Consider the following 16090-nt stretch of genomic DNA (forward strand, 5'->3'; position numbering starts at 1 on the left):
GATCATTCCAGCCATTTGGTGATGAACGTGCCGTTCTCGTGAATGTCGGTGGTTTCCAGTGGACCCGGACCGAGATTGCTGAATTTGTGCGGCGTGTTGGGCGGAACGATCAGGATCTGGCCGGCGGAGGCCTCGATTTCCTGGTCGCCGACCGTGAACAGGCCGGTGCCCTGGCGGATGATGAAGATCTCTGCATAAGGGTGGGAGTGCAGGCGCGGGCCGCCGCCGACATCAGGCAAGTGGTTGAAGATCAGGCACGAGTTGGAGCCGTAGGCGCCGCATTGCAGCTCGCCCTTCCAACGGTCGGGGCGAACAGCCCATTCCTCACGATCTATGACATGCGCCATGGGGCTGAGGATAGGTCACGTCGGCATTCCCTGTCGAGAGGAGCGGGAGTGCCGGATTTTGCTGATATTTCCCGGTTGTTTAGCCGCATTTTGCGGCCATTCGCCGTCTCGCCGCGCGATAGGGGATTTTGTCCCCGCGACAATCTGCCCTTGTGCCTTGACCCGTCTGGACAAAAACGGGCTTCACGCATAAACCGAAGTCCAAATGCCGGAGGAATTCGCTAGCCTGTTCGCCATGCGCTGTCGGGTTGGCGTAATTGAGCGGGGAACAAGGCTCAGCCACCGGCGCGGAAGAGGCGAAAGGATCAGGCACCCGTGAGCGCAACCGACATCCAGGATCCCAACCGTCGAGACTTTCTCTACGTCGCCACCGGCATGGCCGCCGTGGTTGGCGCCGGTGCCTTCGCCTGGCCCTTCATCGACCAGATGCGCCCTGATGCCTCGACGCTGGCGCTCGCCTCGGTCGAGGTCGATGTCGCCTCGCTGACGCCTGGCATGTCGCTGATCGTCAAGTGGCGCGGCAAGCCGGTCGTGGTGCGCAACCGCACGGAACAGGAAATGAAGGACGGCGAGGCCGTCAACCTGGCCGATCTCAAGGATCCGATTGCCCGTAATGCCAATCTGCCGTCCGACGCCCCGGCGACCGACGCCAACCGCACCACGCCCGGCAAGGAAGCCTGGATGGTGATGGTTCAGGTGTGCACGCATCTGGGCTGCATTCCGCTCGGCCAGGAAGGCGATTTCGGCGGCTGGTTCTGCCCGTGCCATGGTTCGCAATACGACACCGCCGGCCGCATCCGCAAAGGCCCGGCGCCAGAGAACATGGCCGTGCCGGTATTCAAATTCATTTCCGATACCAAAATCCTTATCGGTTGAGGCAGGGGGACATTTCGATGAGCGAGGGACACTCGACCTATACGCCCAAGACCGGTATCGAACGCTGGTTCGACGCCCGCATGCCGCTGCCTCGGCTGGTCTATGACAGCTTCGTCGCCTATCCGGTGCCGCGTAACCTCAACTACATGTGGACCTTCGGCGGTATCCTGTCGATCATGCTGGTGGCGCAGATCCTGACCGGCATCGTGCTGGCCATGCATTACACGGCCGACACCAATCTCGCCTTCGGCTCGGTCGAGAAGATCATGCGCGACGTCAATTCCGGCTGGCTGTTGCGCTACATGCATGCCAACGGCGCGTCGTTCTTCTTCATCGCCGTCTACATGCACATCTTCCGTGGCCTCTATTACGGCTCCTACAAGGCGCCGCGCGAGCTGCTCTGGATCCTCGGCTGCATCATCTACCTCCTGATGATGGCGACCGGCTTCATGGGCTACGTGCTGCCATGGGGACAGATGAGCTTCTGGGGCGCCACCGTCATCACCGGCTTCTTCAGCGCCATACCGCTTGTCGGCAACTGGATCCAGCAGCTGCTGCTCGGCGGCTTCGCCGTCGACAATCCGACGCTGAACCGCTTCTTTGCGCTGCACTATCTCCTGCCGTTCATGATTGCCGGCGTCGTCGTGCTGCACGTCTGGGCGCTGCATGTCGTGGGCCAGTCGAACCCGACCGGCATCGAGGTCAAGTCGAAGACCGACACTGTCGCCTTCACGCCCTATGCGACCATCAAGGACGCGTTCGGCATGATCGTGTTCCTGTTCATCTTCGCCTATTTCATCTTCTTCCTGCCGAACTATCTCGGCCATCCCGACAATTACATCGTCGCCAACCCGCTGAAGACGCCGGCCCATATCGTGCCGGAATGGTATTTCCTGCCGTTCTACGCGATCCTGCGCGCCATCACCTTCAACATCGGGCCGATCAACTCCAAGCTCGGCGGCGTGCTGTGCATGTTCGGCGCCATCGTCATGCTGTTCCTGGTGCCGTGGCTCGACACCTCCAAGGTTCGCTCGGCGGTCTACCGGCCCTGGTACAAGCTGTTCTTCTGGCTGTTCGTGGCCGACGCCGTCCTGCTTGGCTGGCTGGGCTCGCAGCCGGCGGAAGGCAGCTATGTGTTCATGGCGCAGATGGCGACGCTGTTCTATTTCGCCTTCTTCCTGATCGCGCTGCCGGTGCTTGGCCTGATCGAGACGCCGCGCAGGCTGCCGAACTCGATCACCGAGGCGGTGCTCGAAAAGAACAAGGGCGGCAGCGGGCATCCGGTGGGCGCCACGGCCGCGCCAGAGACCAAGGGCTGAGCGGTAGAGAATCTAAGGGGATTTGGCATGAAAAAGATTCTCACCTCGCTGGCGCTGATCGGCCTTGTGGCCGCCGGCGGTGTGGCGTTCGCGGCCGAAGAGGCGCACAACGCGGCGGCACCGACGCATTTCCCGATCAACGAGCCGAAGGAAATGAGCTGGAGCTTCACCGGCCCGTTCGGCACCTATGACAAGGGCCAGCTGCAGCGCGGCCTGAAGGTCTACAAGGAAGTCTGCTCGGCCTGCCATTCGATGAATCTGGTGGCGTTCCGCACGCTGACGGACCTCGGGTATTCCGAAGCGCAGGTAAAGTCTTTTGCCGCCTCGTACACCATCCATGACGGCCCCAACGATGCCGGCGACATGTTCGACCGCCCCGGCAAGCCGTCGGACTATTTTCCGGCGCCGTTCGCCAACGAGCAGGCTGCTGCCGCCTCCAATGGCGGCGCCGCTCCGCCCGACATGTCGCTGCTGGCCAAGGCGCGCGGCGTTGAGCGCGGCTTTCCGCAGTTCGTCTTCGACATCTTCACCCAGTATGACGCTGGTGGCCCGGACTATATCCATTCGCTGCTGACCGGCTACGACCAGACGCCGCCGGCCGGAATGGTCATCCCCGAGGGCACGCACTACAATCCTTACTTCATGTCCGGCGTGTCGCTGAAAATGCCCAAGCCGCTATCCGACGGCCAGGTGACCTATGATGACGGCTCGCCGCAGACCGTCGACCAGTACGCCCGCGATGTCTCGACCTTCCTGATGTGGGCGGCGGAGCCGCACATGGAGGCTCGCAAGCATACCGGCGTCAACGTGCTGTTTTTCCTCCTGATATTCGGTGCGCTGGTCTATCTCGTCAAGCGCAAGGTGTGGGAAGGCGTTGCCCACTGAGTTGGGGGCACATAGCGAAATTCAGGGGCGCCGAGAGGCGCCCTTTTTGCATCCGGGAGACGGTCGCGTCATATGGCCGTCACCGCATCCGGCGATCCTTCGGCATTCTCAACAAAGGATTGCTCCATGAAGAAATATGCATCGCTCGCGGCCGGCCTTCTGCTGCTGGTCATCGGGTCCGCCGCCCAGGCCGAGGACGCCAAGCCCTTCGTCACCAACAAGGATGTCGATCTGACGATGATCCTGCCGCCGCCGCCGGCAAACGATTCGGCGCAGACCAAGGCCGAGCTTGGCGAGGTGCTGACGCTGCAGGTGACGCGTACGCCTGAAATGGAAGCGCGCGCCGTCGCCGATGCAGAGGAGAATGTCTGGCGCTTCGCCGACGTGATGGGGCCGAATTTCACCAAGGACAAGCTGCCGAAGTTCAGCGCCTTCTTTGATCGCGTGGTCGAGACCGAAGGCGCCGTCGTCGATCCGGCCAAGGATGTCTGGAAGCGTCCGCGTCCGCACCAGCTCAGCGACCTCGTCAAGCCGGCGGTCAAGCTGTCGAGCTCCGGCTCCTGGCCGTCCGGCCACGCCGCCGTCGGCACCATGATGGGCATCATCCTTGCCGACATGTTTCCCGAGAAGCGCGCCGAGATCATGGCGCGCGCGGCCGAATACGCCCACAACCGCGTGGTCGGCGGCATCCATTACCCATCGGACGTCGAGATGGGCAAGATTTCCGGCAGTGTCATTTGCGCGGTCCTGCTCAACCGGGACGATTTCAAGGCCGAGTACGAAGTGGCCAAGGCCGAGCTTCGTTCCGATCTCGGCATGTAGTCGTCACCAGTCGGTTGCCGACGGGAAGGGGCGCTTCTGGCGCCCCTTTTCGTTCACAGCCCCACCAACGGGTGAGTTCGGCAATTAGGCCGTTGGCACGGCGGCATCCGATTGGTATTCGACGCTCCGGCGGCGAAGGCTGGCCGCCATGGCACTGGAAATCGATGATGCGGCTCAGCGACTGTCACAATTTTTCCGACTTCCGGCGCATGGCACAGCAGCGGCTGCCGGGGCCGATCTTCAACTACATCGATGGCGCTGCCGACGATGAAGTCACCTATCGCCGCAACACCGAAAGCTTCGAGACCTGCGACCTTGTTCCCAACGTGTTGCGTGGGGTGAGCGAAATCGACATGTCGGTGACGGTGATGGGCCAGAAGCTGGCGCTACCCTTCTATTGCTCGCCAACCGCCCTGCAGCGCCTGTTCCACCATCAGGGCGAGCGGGCGGTGGCCAAGGCCGCGGCCAAGTACGGCACGATGTTTGGCGTTTCCTCGCTCGGCACCGTCAGCCTCGAGGAAGCGCGCAAGATCAGCAGCAGCCCGCAGGTCTACCAGTTCTACTTCCACCGGGATCGTGGCCTCAACCGGGCGATGATGCAGCGGGCAAAGGCGGTGGGCGTTGAAGTGATGATGCTGACCGTCGACAGCATCACCGGGGGCAACCGCGAGCGCGACAAGCGCACCGGCTTTGCCATCCCCTTCAAGCTCAATCTCGCCGGCATGCTGCAGTTCGCGCTGAAGCCTGGCTGGGCGATCAACTACTTCACCCATGAGGGGTTCAAACTGCCGCAGCTCGACGAGCATGTCGATATGGGCGGCGGCACGATGTCGATCAGCCGCTATTTCACCGAGATGCTCGATCCGTCGATGACCTGGGACGACGTCGCCGAGATGGTCAAGCTGTGGTCAGGGCCGTTCTGCCTGAAGGGCATCATGTCGGTGGAAGACGCCAGGCGCGCTGTCGACATTGGCTGCAGCGGCATCGTGCTGTCCAACCATGGCGGCCGCCAGCTGGATGGCTCAAGGGCAGCGTTCGATCAGCTTGCCGAAATTGTCGACGCGGTCGGCGACAAGATCGATGTCATCATGGATGGCGGCGTGCAGCGCGGCACGCATGTGCTGAAGGCGCTGTCGCTCGGCGCCAAGGCGGTCGGGGTCGGGCGCTATTATCTGTTTCCGCTGGCGGCGGCCGGCCAGCCGGGCGTCGAGCGGGCGCTCGAGCAGATGCGGATCGAGATCGAACGCGGCATGAAGCTGATGGGCTGCAGTTCGATCGAACAATTGTCGCGCAAGAACCTCCGATTCAGGTAATCTCGATCCATGAAATCCTCACTTGAAGACACGCTGCTCGCCGCCATCCGCACCATTCCGGACTATCCCAAGCCCGGCATCCTGTTTCGCGACATCACCACGCTGCTCGGCAATGCGCGGGCTTTCCGCCGCGCCATTGACGAGCTGGTGCATCCCTATGCCGGGCAGAAGATCGACAAGATCGCCGGCATCGAGGCGCGCGGCTTCATTCTCGGTGGCGCCGTCGCCCATCAGCTCTCGGCCGGCTTCGTGCCGATCCGCAAGAAGGGCAAGCTGCCCTACGAGACGGTGCGCGTCGCTTACAGCCTGGAATACGGGCTGGACGAGATGGAGATGCACAAGGACGGCGTTGCGCCGGGTGAGAAGGTGATTCTGGTCGACGACCTCATCGCCACTGGCGGCACGGCGGAAGCCGCGGTCAAGCTGCTGCGCCAGATCGGCGCCGATATTCTGGCCGCCTGCTTCGTCATCGACCTGCCGGATCTGGGCGGGCGCAAGAAGCTCGAGGCGCTTGGCGTGCCGGTAAGGACGCTGATCGGGTTTGAGGGGCATTGAGGGGTGATTGATCACAACCGCCCGGCCGGGTCCCCGCTGCTTCGCAGCGTCCCGGCGTTCGCTTGCGCGAACCGGCTACTCACCCACCTTCACCAGCACGGCGCTGTCGAACTCCAGTACCTTGTCGCCGGTCGAATCGAAAGCTTCCGCGCGCAACGCCAGCATCCGCCAGCTAGGGCGCGAGGAGATCGGGCGGTGGGAAAGGGCTGTCCGCGAGAAGGTGATGGTCTCGCCGGCATAGACGGGCTTCAGCCACTTCAGGTTCTTGAAGCCAGGCGAGGGGCCGAATTCCGGGACTGGACCGGGGCCGTTCCAATTGGCGCCCTCGGCATCCATGCGGGCTTCGAGGTTGAGCTTCATCCAGGTGGCGGCGGTATGCCAGCCGGAGGCGCAGAGCCCGCCGAGCACGCTCTTCCTGGCGGCTTCCTCGTCGATATGGAAAACCTGCGGATCGTATTTGCGGGCAAACGCCTTGATCGCCTCGGGCTCGAATGTGTGCGAGCCCAGCGTCATGGTGGTGCCGATGCGGAAGAATTCGTCCAGGGTCATGCCTGATACCCCGCGGCGTCACGCGTCAGGAACATGACGGAATTCTCAAGCTCGAAAACGCTTTCGCCACGCTGGTTGACCAGCTCGCTGCGCATGGTGACGAAGCCGAGTTGTGGCTTCGAGCGGGACAGGCGCCTGGCCATCACGACCAGGTTGCCTTTCAGCGTATCGCCAGCCAGCACCGGTTTCTTCCACTTGACCTGATCGACGCCAGGCGCGCCCTGGCAGGTGGAGTCCAGAAGGAACGCATCGCACAGCATGCGCATGAACATGGCGCAGGTGTGCCAGCCCGAAGCCGAGAGGCCGCCCAGGATGCTGGCCTTGCCGGCCGCCTCGTCGAGATGCATCGGCTGGGCGTCGAATTCGCTGGCGAACTCGACGATCTCGGCCGCGCTCACCTCTTTGGTGCCGAGGTCGAACGAGGCACCCTCGACGAAATCCTCATAGGCCCATGTCTTTGCGGTCATGGTCTGGAAATCCGGTTGCAGAATGAGCGATCCGCGTGGATCGGCAAATCCGGATGCAGGCCACGGGCGATTTGGTCAAGTCCTTTCTGATAAGCCAGCGTCTGGCCGCCGGCGCCGGCGGCAGCGGTCAGAGCCAGCCGCGGCGGCGGAAATACCAGAAGGGCAGGATCGCCGACAGGATCATCAGGCCGATGGCGAAGGGATAGCCGAGTTGCCATTTCAGCTCGGGGATGATGTCGAAATTCATACCGTAGATCGAGGCGACCAGCGTCGGCGGCAGGAAGATGACGGCGGCGACCGAGAAGATCTTGATGATGGCGTTCTGCTCGATCGAGATCATGCCGAGTGTGGCGTCGAGCAGGAAGGAGATCTTCTGCGACAGGAAGGTGGCGTGGTCGGCGAGCGACAGCACGTCGCGCGACAAGGTCTTGATGCGGGCGCGGACATCCTTGCTCATCTTAGTCTGGGTGGCGACATGGGCGAGAAAGCCGGCCAGACGCTGCAGCGAGATCAGGCTGTCACGGACGGAAGAGGCGATGTCCTCTTTGCGGCCGATGGCTTTCAGCAGCTCCTGGAAGTCGCGGTTGCGCTTCGACACCTTGGTCGAGCGGGCCTCGAAAATGTCGCGCGAAATCGCCTCGATGTCGCGGCCGGCGCGCTCAAGGATATCGGCAAGACGGTCGACGATCGCTTCCAGCAAGCCGATCAGGATGGTGTCGCCACTGGTGCAGCCGGTTGCCACCTTTTCGGCGCGCAGCGGGAAGGTCTTGAACGCCTTCGGTTCATGATAGCGAATGGTGATCAGCCTTTTGCCGGCAAGCGCGAAGGTGACCGGCGACATCAGGGGATCATCGACCTCGGTCTGCGCCGGCAAAGTGGCGGTCATGAAGTAGGCGCCGTCCTCGATGTAGAGACGGCTGGAGATCTCGATCTCCTCCATCTCTTCGCGGGTCGGGATGGCGACGCCAAGCCAGCCTTCGATGGTGGCCTCTTCTTCCTTGGTCGGATTGATCAGGTCGGCCCAGACGACCCTGTCGGCATCCGCCAGCAGGTCGTCGACGACGCGCAGGCGATCATTGTCGACGACAAAGGCTTTGATCATCGCCAGATTTCCCCTGCCATTGACGTCTGGTATCGGATTACACGGCTCCTCGTCGTATGCGCCGAGCGTGTGGCTGCCGCTTAGACCCGTGGCATGACAAAATCAAGACAAGCCCCGGCTGCGGCCAGTCTGGCCCCGGCCGCTCAGAAAAACTCGTCGAGCAGCCGATAGTAGCACAGCCGGGAGGGATCGACCCCGGTGAAGCCGTACCGGTCCAAGAAGGGTTGCACCCAGTGCTCGCCGATGTTGTGGCGAATGCTCCAGCAGGCGAATGCCAGGTCTTGATGGCGATCCGCCAAACCCAGCCGTCCGCAGTCGACAAAGCCGCTGAAGCGCTCACCGGCCGTCACAAAGTTCGGCATGCAGGCATCGCCATGCGTGACGACAATATCCTCGCTTGCGGGCTTCAACGCGGCCAGTTGTGCAAAGGCTTCCGTCGCGGTCATCCCCTGCCGCTCGTCATCGAAGTCACTTTCATCGACCGTGCCAGCCTCGACGCGAGCCCGCGCCTCGGCGATCCGGTGCTGCAAGCGGTGATCAAACGGACACGATCCGGCATCGATTGCGTGAAGCTCACGCAGCGCGTCGGCCATGATTGCGACCGACGAAGCGGCATCTGTGGCGCTGGCCGAGGCCAGATCTTGACCAGGAAGCGCGGTCATCAGCAACCAGTGGCGACCGGCGTGGTGCTCGAACGCGATAATCGCTGGGCAAGCAATGCCTTGCCCGGCAAGCCAACGCAGCCGGGCCTCCTCTGCGGCGACTTCGGCAAATAGCCCAGCTTCTTCGATCTTCAGGAACAGGCTGGGCTTGTTATCGCCCGTGAGGCGAAACACCCCGGCGTTCGACCGGCCGATGGTCTGACGGCTCCAGCGATAGCCACCGATGCGCAAACCTTCCGGCAGGTCGGATTCGAACGGGCTGCCGGGCATGCCTGGATCGCTGCGTCAGGTGTTGAACTTGAACAGCAGGACGTCGCCATCTTGGACGACATATTCCTTGCCTTCGTCGCGCGCCTTGCCTGCTTCCTTGGCCGCCACTTCGCCGCCCAGCGTGATGTAGTCGATATAGGCGATCGTCTGGGCGCGGATGAAGCCGCGCTCGAAATCGGTGTGGATGACGCCGGCGGCCTGCGGGGCCTTGTCGCCCTTGTGGATGGTCCAGGCGCGCGTCTCCTTTGGCCCGGCGGTGAAATAGGTGATGAGATGCAACAGGTCGTAGCCGGCGCGGATGACCTTGTTGAGGCCAGGTTCGTCGAGCCCAAGCGAGGACAGGAACTCCATCTCTTCCTCGTCTGAGAGCTGGGCGACTTCGGCCTCGATCGCGGCCGAGATCACCACGGTGCCGGCACCCTGCGCGGTCGCCATCTTCTCCACGGCCCTGGTGTGCTCATTGCCGGTGGCGGCATCGGCCTCGGCGACGTTGCAGACATAGAGCACGGGGTGCGAGGTCAACAGGTTCAGTCCCTGCAGGATGCGCAGATCCTCCGCCGAGATGCCCTTGAGCAGTATGCGGGTCGGTTTGCCAGCCTGGAGAAGCTCAAGTGCGGCCTCCATCATTGGCAGCACGGATGTCGCTTCCTTGTCCTTGCTGCCGGCGCGCTTGCGGATCTGGACGATGCGGCGCTCGATGCTGTCGAGGTCGGCGAGCATCAGCTCGGTCTCGACTGTATCGGCGTCGGCGACAGGGTCGATCTTGCCCTCGACATGGGTGATGTCGTCATCCTCGAAGCAGCGCAGCACATGCACGATGGCGTCGACCTCGCGGATGTTGGCGAGGAACTGGTTGCCCAGGCCTTCGCCCTTGGAGGCGCCGCGCACCAGGCCGGCAATGTCGACGAAGGAGATGCGGGTCGGGATGATCTCCTTCGACTTGGCAATCGAAGCGATCTTCTGCAGGCGCGGGTCCGGCACCGCGACCTCGCCGGTGTTCGGTTCGATGGTGCAGAACGGATAGTTGGCGGCCTGCGCCGCCGCTGTCCTGGTCAACGCGTTGAAGAGCGTCGACTTGCCGACGTTGGGCAAGCCAACGATGCCGCATTTGAAACCCATTGTGTCGGTCCTATCGGGAAAAGCGAAATTTGATGAGGGCTATGGGCGATAGGGGTGATCAACGTCAAGCCCTGATGAGGTCCGGGCCTTGGCCGACGCCTGATTGGCCGTTTCTCGATCAGGCCGGCATCACGCGTTCGTTAGTACGCGCTGATATAAATCCGGACTAGCTTGAGGCCGTCGCATGACGACAGTTTCACCAGAGAGGGAGTTCTGAAATGACCGAATTCAAGCTTTCCCGTCGTGACAGTCTGCGCAATATCGCCGTGCTCGGCATGGCTGGAGCTGCCATTGCCACCGGCGCAACGGTTCTTGCGACCAGCACGGCCGATGCCGCGCAACCGCATATGAGCAAGGCGCTGAATGATCTTCAGGCGGCGCTCAACCAGCTTCAGGCGGCCTTGCCCGACAAGGGTGGTCATCGCGTGAAGGCCATGGCGCTGGTGAAGGACGCGATCGACGAGACGACAAAGGGCATGGCCGTCGGCGCGATGTAGTTCTGCACGGCTGGCGCTGCCTGTGTTGTCAGGCGGCGCCGGGTCGCTTCAGTCTTTGCCGAACAGTTTTTTCAGCATCGCCGCCATCGGCCCGGTTTCGGGCAGTTTGGCGGGTGCTTGCTGCGACCGCGCCTGGCGGATGTGGCTCTGTTGTTTGGGCTGCTGCTTCTGACCCGGTTTTTCCAACTCGGCTACCGCCTTGCCCTGGATGGCAAGCGCGGCCTTGTTCATGAAGCCGGATTCATCGCCCTTGACGATCATGGTGGCGTTGTCGGCGATGGTGTCGAGCAAAGGATCGAGCCATTCGCGGTCGGCCTTGTCGAAATCGCCGAGCACATGGTGCTGGACCATCTCCTTGACGCCGGGATGGCCGACGCCGATGCGCACGCGGCGATAGGCGTTGCCGACATGGCCGTCGATCGAGCGGATGCCGTTATGGCCGCCGGCGCCGCCGCCGGTCTTGATGCGCAATTTGCCTTCGGCGAGATCGATCTCGTCATAAAAGACGGTGAGCGCGGAGACGTCGAGCTTGTAGAAGCGCAGCGCTTCGCCGACCGACTGCCCGGACAGGTTCATGAAGGTCTGCGGCTTGATCAGGATGATCTTTTCACCGCCGAGCGTGCCCTCGGCGATCAGGCCCTGGAATTTCTTCGACCAGGGCGAAAAGGAATGGCGGCGGGCGATAGCGTCCGCCGCCATGAAGCCGACATTGTGCCGGTTGTTGGCGTATTTCGCGCCCGGATTGCCGAGGCCTGCAAGTACAAGCATCGTCTGCTCCGGGCGGGAAAGAGTTACTTCTCTTCGGCGACAGGAGCCGCTTCAGGTGCAGCCGCTTCAACCGTCTCTTCGGTCTCCGGCTTCATTGCCGACGAGCCGGCAATGGTCGCGATGGTGAAGTCGCGATCGGAGATGACCGGCTTGACGCCGGCCGGCAGCTTGACCGCCGAGATGTGGATCGAATCGCCGATGTTGGCGCCGGTGAGATCGACGGTGATGAATTCCGGGATCGCATTGGCCGGGCAGTGGAACTCGACTTCGTGGCGCACGATGTTGAGCACGCCGCCGCGCTTAATGCCGGGCGACTTGTCTTCATTGATGAAGTGGACAGGCACGTCGACATTGACTTCAGTGTCCTTGCCGATGCGCAGGAAGTCGACATGGACAGGGAAATCCTTGACCGGGTCGAGCTGAAAATCCTTCGGCAGGACCTGGATCTTCTTGCCGTCGACATCGATCGTGGCGATCGTGGTCAGAAACCCGCCGCCATGGATCTTGTAGAAAATGTCCTTGTAGGTGAGCGAGATAGCCAGGGGAGGCTGCTTGTCACCATAGATTACTGCAGGCACTTTACCGTTACGGCGAACTGCACGGGCGGACCCCTTACCGACCTGTTCGCGCGCTTCGGCCTTGAGCTCGTAAGTATCGTGGCTCATGGCTTTTCCTTTCGCGTGTTATGGAGCGTTTGCGGAGGGCAGATTGCCTGGACCGTAAACGTCGAAAGCCGCCGGGTGAGGCGGCTTTCCGCCGCGTTGCCTCCAAGGGTGTCTACGCGGGTGGCGGCTCTATAGCGGAAGGCGGGCAGACGTGCAAGCCATGGCGGGCAAGGGCCGTGGCTACCGGTCGCCGCTCAGCGCATCGCGCAACGCCTGGATCTGCCGGTTCAGGGCGTCTAGCGCAGCCAGCGTCATGCCGGAGCGCTCGATCAAGGTCTCATTCAGGCAATTGCACTGCGTTAGCAGCGCGCGCCCGGAGGCGGTCAGGTCGACCTGCACCTGGCGCTCGTCGGTCTGGCTGCGCTGGCGGGTAACCAGCCCGGCCTGTTCCATGCGCTTGACCAGCGGCGTGATGGTGCTCGATTCCAGGGCAAGCCGGTGCGCGATGCTGCCGACCGACATGCCGTCGGCCTCTGCAAGCGCGTTCAGCACGAGATATTGCGGATAGGTGATGCCCATCTCGTCCAGCATCGGCTTGTAGGTGCGGTTGATCGCCATTGAGGTGGCGTAGAGCGTGAAGCAGAGCTGATTGTCCAACGGGAGAGGCACGACGCATTCCTTTGCCGACTGAGCGTTTTCGATGTGTACCACGAAAAACAATATCGCAATATATATTTTCGTAGACAAGGGTTTCGATCTGCGCTAGCCATATTGCTATCGCGATATTGATTGTCGCGAAACGATAAACGGAGATTGAGATGACCAAGCCTGGCAGCAGCACGATCACCACCAAGGATGGAACCGAGATTTTCTACAAGGATTGGGGAACCGGTCAGCCCATCGTCTTCCATCATGGCTGGCCATTGAGCAGCGACGACTGGGACGCCCAGATGCTGTTTTTCCTGGGACACGGCTACCGCGTCATTGCCCATGACCGGCGCGGCCATGGCCGTTCGACGCAGACGGATGTCGGCAACGAGATGGACACCTACGCCGCCGATGTCGCGGAACTTGCGGCCCATCTCGACCTCAAGAAGGCCATCCATGTCGGCCATTCGACCGGCGGCGGCGAGGTGGCGCGCTACGTCGCGAAATACGGTTCAGGCGGCCGTGTCGCCAAGGCGGTGCTGATCGGCGCGGTGCCGCCGATCATGCTCAAGACGGCTGCCAATCCCGGCGGCCTGCCGATCGAGGTCTTCGACGGCTTTCGTTCGGCCCAGGCGGCCAACCGGGCCCAGTTCTTCCACGATGTTGCAGCCGGTCCGTTCTATGGTTTTAACCGTCCCGGCGCCGAAGTCTCGCAGGCTGTCGTCGAGAATTGGTGGCGCCAGGGCATGATGGGCGGTACCAAGGCGCATTATGATTGCATCAAGGCGTTCTCGGAAACCGACTTCACCGAGGATCTGAAGGCAATCGACGTGCCGGTGCTGGTCCTGCATGGCGACGACGACCAGATCGTGCCCATCGCCGACTCGGCGCTGCTGTCGGTCAAGCTGCTTAAGAAGGGCGAGCTCAAGGTCTACAAGGGTTTCCCGCACGGCATGGCGACAACCCATGCCGATGTCATCAACGCCGACCTGCTGGCCTTCTTCAAGGCATAAGGCTTTTCGTTGGGATAGACAAACACCCGCCATCCGGCGGGTGTTTCGTATCCGGGTTCAGGCGATGCTCAGGCCGCCGTCGATCAGCATTTCCGCACCAACCATGAACTGGCATTCGTCCGAGGCCAGAAACACCACCGCGTTGGCGATTTCCTCGGCGGTTCCGAAACGGCCGGCGGGCACCAGGCCGACCACCGCTTTCGCGCGCGCCTTCGCCGCTTCCGGGTCCAGCCCAAGTTTGTCATTGAGCGGCGTGTCGATCGGGCCGGGGCTGATCACATTGGCGCGGATGCCGCGCCCTATCAGTTCGCCGGAGAGCGTCCGGGCGAGTGAAATCATGCCGGCCTTGGCCAGTGCATAGACGTGCGTTCCGGCCATTCCCATATGCGCGTTGACCGAGCCGCTGAGGATGATCGACGACGGGTTCGAAAACAGCGGAACGAGCGCCTTGACCAGGAAGTACGGCCCCTTGAGGTCGACATCGATGCTCCTGTCGAACGCCGCCTCGGTCCAGTCGCCAAGCGGGCGCAGATCGGCGATGCCGGCATTGAGGAAGAGGGCGTCGAGCTTGCCGAAGGTCTCGCCGATCTGCCGTGCGATGTCGGCCTGGGCCGCGGCATCTCCAGCGTCGGCGGCGATGACGAGCACATCGCCGCCCAAGACGTTGCGCGCCTCCTCGAGACGGCCCGCATTGGTGCCGGTGATGGCAACGCGCGCGCCTTCTTCGATAAAACGTCGCGCCGTCACCAGGCCAATGCCGCTGGTGCCGCCCGTAATCAACGCGGCCTTGCCTTTCAGTCTGGACATATTGATTGCCTTTTCCCTCCGTCCTGCGCATGGGTCAGCGCTGGAATCCCACGATTTTCTAACAGGCTTTTCACCCGGCGTAAGGTGAAACAATCGCGGGGGGCGTGGCAGTTGCCACGCCCCCCGCGTCAAATCGCGAGATCAGCTGATTTTAGCTGATCGCTGCCTGCGCCTTGCGGGCTTCCTTCATGTTGGGCAGGAACACCGTCAGCAGGCCCAGGAACGGCAGATACGAGCAGATCTGGAAGACGAAATCGATGCCCTTCATGTCAGCGACGACGCCGAGCACGGCGGCGGCGATGCCGCCCATGCCGAAGGCGAAGCCGAAGAAGATGCCGGCGATCATGCCGACGCGGCCCGGCACCAGTTCCTGCGCGAAGACGACGATGTTGGAGAAGGCCGACGACAGGATCAGCCCGATCAGCACCGTCAGCACCATCGTCCATTCCAGATTGGCGTAGGGCAGCGCCAGCGTGAAGGGCAGCACGCCGACGATCGAGAACCAGATCATCGCCTTCTGTCCATAACGGTCGCCGAACGGGCCGCCGAGCAGGATGCCGAGCGCCGAGGCACCGAGGAACAGGAACAGCATGACCTGCGACATCTGCACCGAAACGCCGAACTTATGGATGGAATAGAAGGTGTAGTAGCTGGCGAGGCTGGCGATATAGGCGTTCTTGCTCAGCACCAGCAGGGTCAGCACGATCAATGCGTTCATCACCTTGCGGCGCGGGAACGGCGAGACGAAGCTTGCCGCCTTGCGATTGCCTTGCGCGGCGCGTAGCCGGCTGTACCAGCCGCCGACCTGCCACAGCACGATGATGCCGATCAGCGAGCCGACGGCAAACCAGGCGATGCTGGTCTGGCCGAAGGGCACGACGATGAAGGCAGCCAGAAGCGGCCCCATCGACTGGCCGAAATTGCCGCCGACCTGGAACAGCGACTGGGCCAGGCCAAACCGGCCGCCGGAGGCGAAGCGGGCGATGCGCGAGGATTCCGGATGGAAGATGGCCGAGCCGATGCCGATCAGCGAGGCGCCGATCAAGAGCAAGTAGTAGTGTCCGGCATAGGCCAGCACCACCAGCCCGATCAAGGACGACGCCATGCCGTAAGGCAGGGAATAAGGCATCGGCCGCTTGTCGGTGACCATGCCGATGATCGGCTGCAGCAGCGATGCCGTGACCTGGAAAGTGAAGGTCAACAGGCCGATCTGCCAGAAGTCGAGGCCGTAATTCTCTTTCAGGAGCGGGTAAATGGCCGATAGCAGCGACTGCATGATGTCGTTGATGGAATGGCAGAAGCTCACCGCCAGGATGACGGTGAAGGCCGTCGCCTGGGCTGAAGCCTGACTGGTGGTCGCCGATGGCGCGACGCCGGTTGCTGTCGTATCGGTCAAGGGTGGCTCCGTGGTCTTTTTGGCGGACAATGCCGCAGGGTGGCGCGGCGGGGCGTTCAGCCCCGCAGGG

19 protein-coding genes are annotated in these 16090 nt (G+C 62.4%); 8 read left to right on the forward strand and 11 right to left on the reverse strand.

Annotation, left to right across the window (positions count from 1 at the left end):
* Positions 1–2 precede the first annotated feature (2 nt).
* Positions 3–347 (reverse strand): cupin domain-containing protein, encoded by a 345-nt coding sequence (locus ACZYHG_RS13995; RefSeq protein ID WP_464614281.1) that lies wholly within the window; start codon positions 345–347, stop codon positions 3–5.
* A 315-nt stretch (positions 348–662) separates the two neighbouring features.
* Here ACZYHG_RS13995 and petA point away from each other — a divergent pair, with 315 nt between their 5' ends.
* From petA to ACZYHG_RS14025, 6 genes are all read left to right on the forward strand, one after another.
* A complete protein-coding gene (gene petA / locus ACZYHG_RS14000) occupies positions 663–1223 on the forward strand; it encodes a ubiquinol-cytochrome c reductase iron-sulfur subunit (RefSeq protein WP_464614282.1) in 561 nt (186 codons plus the stop codon).
* 17 nt (positions 1224–1240) lie between these two features.
* Entirely contained in the window at positions 1241–2542 is a 1302-nt protein-coding gene (locus ACZYHG_RS14005) for a cytochrome b (RefSeq protein WP_464614283.1), read from the forward strand.
* Between the two features lie 27 nt (positions 2543–2569).
* Positions 2570–3427 (forward strand): cytochrome c1, encoded by an 858-nt coding sequence (locus ACZYHG_RS14010; protein ID WP_464614284.1) that lies wholly within the window; start codon positions 2570–2572, stop codon positions 3425–3427.
* Positions 3428–3553: 126 nt separating this feature from the next.
* Entirely contained in the window at positions 3554–4249 is a 696-nt protein-coding gene (locus tag ACZYHG_RS14015; RefSeq protein ID WP_464614285.1) for an acid phosphatase, read from the forward strand.
* A gap of 167 nt (positions 4250–4416) precedes the next feature.
* Positions 4417–5562: an alpha-hydroxy acid oxidase gene (locus ACZYHG_RS14020; RefSeq protein ID WP_464614686.1), complete on the forward strand. Its 1146-nt coding sequence runs from the start codon at positions 4417–4419 to the stop codon at positions 5560–5562.
* A 9-nt stretch (positions 5563–5571) separates the two neighbouring features.
* Entirely contained in the window at positions 5572–6117 is a 546-nt protein-coding gene (locus ACZYHG_RS14025) for an adenine phosphoribosyltransferase (protein WP_027030652.1), read from the forward strand.
* A gap of 75 nt (positions 6118–6192) precedes the next feature.
* Here the strand turns inward: ACZYHG_RS14025 and ACZYHG_RS14030 are convergent, their stop codons facing one another.
* The 5 genes from ACZYHG_RS14030 to ychF form a co-directional block, all read right to left on the reverse strand.
* Positions 6193–6666 carry a MaoC family dehydratase gene (locus ACZYHG_RS14030; RefSeq protein ID WP_464614286.1) on the reverse strand — a complete coding sequence of 158 codons (474 nt, stop codon included), beginning with the start codon at positions 6664–6666 and terminating at the stop codon, positions 6193–6195.
* Positions 6663–7133 carry a MaoC family dehydratase gene (locus ACZYHG_RS14035; RefSeq protein ID WP_464614287.1) on the reverse strand — a complete coding sequence of 157 codons (471 nt, stop codon included), beginning with the start codon at positions 7131–7133 and terminating at the stop codon, positions 6663–6665. The genes ACZYHG_RS14030 and ACZYHG_RS14035 overlap by 4 nt, the downstream gene beginning before the upstream one ends.
* A gap of 127 nt (positions 7134–7260) precedes the next feature.
* The gene (gene corA / locus ACZYHG_RS14040; RefSeq protein WP_464614288.1) at positions 7261–8235 is read right to left on the reverse strand and encodes a magnesium/cobalt transporter CorA; all 975 of its coding nucleotides are present in this window, start codon (positions 8233–8235) and stop codon (positions 7261–7263) included.
* Between the two features lie 143 nt (positions 8236–8378).
* Positions 8379–9167 carry an APH(3')-II family aminoglycoside O-phosphotransferase gene (locus tag ACZYHG_RS14045; RefSeq protein ID WP_464614289.1) on the reverse strand — a complete coding sequence of 263 codons (789 nt, stop codon included), beginning with the start codon at positions 9165–9167 and terminating at the stop codon, positions 8379–8381.
* A 15-nt stretch (positions 9168–9182) separates the two neighbouring features.
* Positions 9183–10286, reverse strand: a complete 1104-nt coding sequence (ychF, locus tag ACZYHG_RS14050) for a redox-regulated ATPase YchF (RefSeq protein ID WP_027030647.1) — start codon at positions 10284–10286, stop codon at positions 9183–9185.
* Between the two features lie 218 nt (positions 10287–10504).
* Between ychF and ACZYHG_RS14055 the strand changes: the two genes are divergently transcribed.
* Positions 10505–10783, forward strand: a complete 279-nt coding sequence (locus ACZYHG_RS14055; RefSeq protein ID WP_464614290.1) for a hypothetical protein — start codon at positions 10505–10507, stop codon at positions 10781–10783.
* A 48-nt stretch (positions 10784–10831) separates the two neighbouring features.
* On the opposite strand, the gene pth is transcribed toward ACZYHG_RS14055, so the two are convergent.
* The 3 genes from pth to ACZYHG_RS14070 form a co-directional block, all read right to left on the reverse strand.
* Positions 10832–11551: an aminoacyl-tRNA hydrolase gene (gene pth, locus ACZYHG_RS14060; RefSeq protein ID WP_464614291.1), complete on the reverse strand. Its 720-nt coding sequence runs from the start codon at positions 11549–11551 to the stop codon at positions 10832–10834.
* A 23-nt stretch (positions 11552–11574) separates the two neighbouring features.
* A complete protein-coding gene (locus ACZYHG_RS14065; protein WP_464614292.1) occupies positions 11575–12216 on the reverse strand; it encodes a 50S ribosomal protein L25/general stress protein Ctc in 642 nt (213 codons plus the stop codon).
* A 180-nt stretch (positions 12217–12396) separates the two neighbouring features.
* A complete protein-coding gene (locus ACZYHG_RS14070) occupies positions 12397–12825 on the reverse strand; it encodes a MarR family winged helix-turn-helix transcriptional regulator (RefSeq protein ID WP_464614293.1) in 429 nt (142 codons plus the stop codon).
* 149 nt (positions 12826–12974) lie between these two features.
* Here ACZYHG_RS14070 and ACZYHG_RS14075 point away from each other — a divergent pair, with 149 nt between their 5' ends.
* Positions 12975–13817 (forward strand): alpha/beta fold hydrolase, encoded by an 843-nt coding sequence (locus ACZYHG_RS14075; RefSeq protein ID WP_464614294.1) that lies wholly within the window; start codon positions 12975–12977, stop codon positions 13815–13817.
* A gap of 57 nt (positions 13818–13874) precedes the next feature.
* Here ACZYHG_RS14075 and ACZYHG_RS14080 read toward each other — a convergent pair whose 3' ends face one another.
* Both ACZYHG_RS14080 and ACZYHG_RS14085 read right to left on the reverse strand, forming a co-directional pair.
* A complete protein-coding gene (locus ACZYHG_RS14080) occupies positions 13875–14624 on the reverse strand; it encodes an SDR family oxidoreductase (protein WP_464614295.1) in 750 nt (249 codons plus the stop codon).
* 151 nt (positions 14625–14775) lie between these two features.
* Positions 14776–16020, reverse strand: a complete 1245-nt coding sequence (locus ACZYHG_RS14085) for an MFS transporter (protein ID WP_032925519.1) — start codon at positions 16018–16020, stop codon at positions 14776–14778.
* Positions 16021–16090 lie beyond the last annotated feature (70 nt).

This window comes from Mesorhizobium subarcticum, from assembly GCF_055456085.1.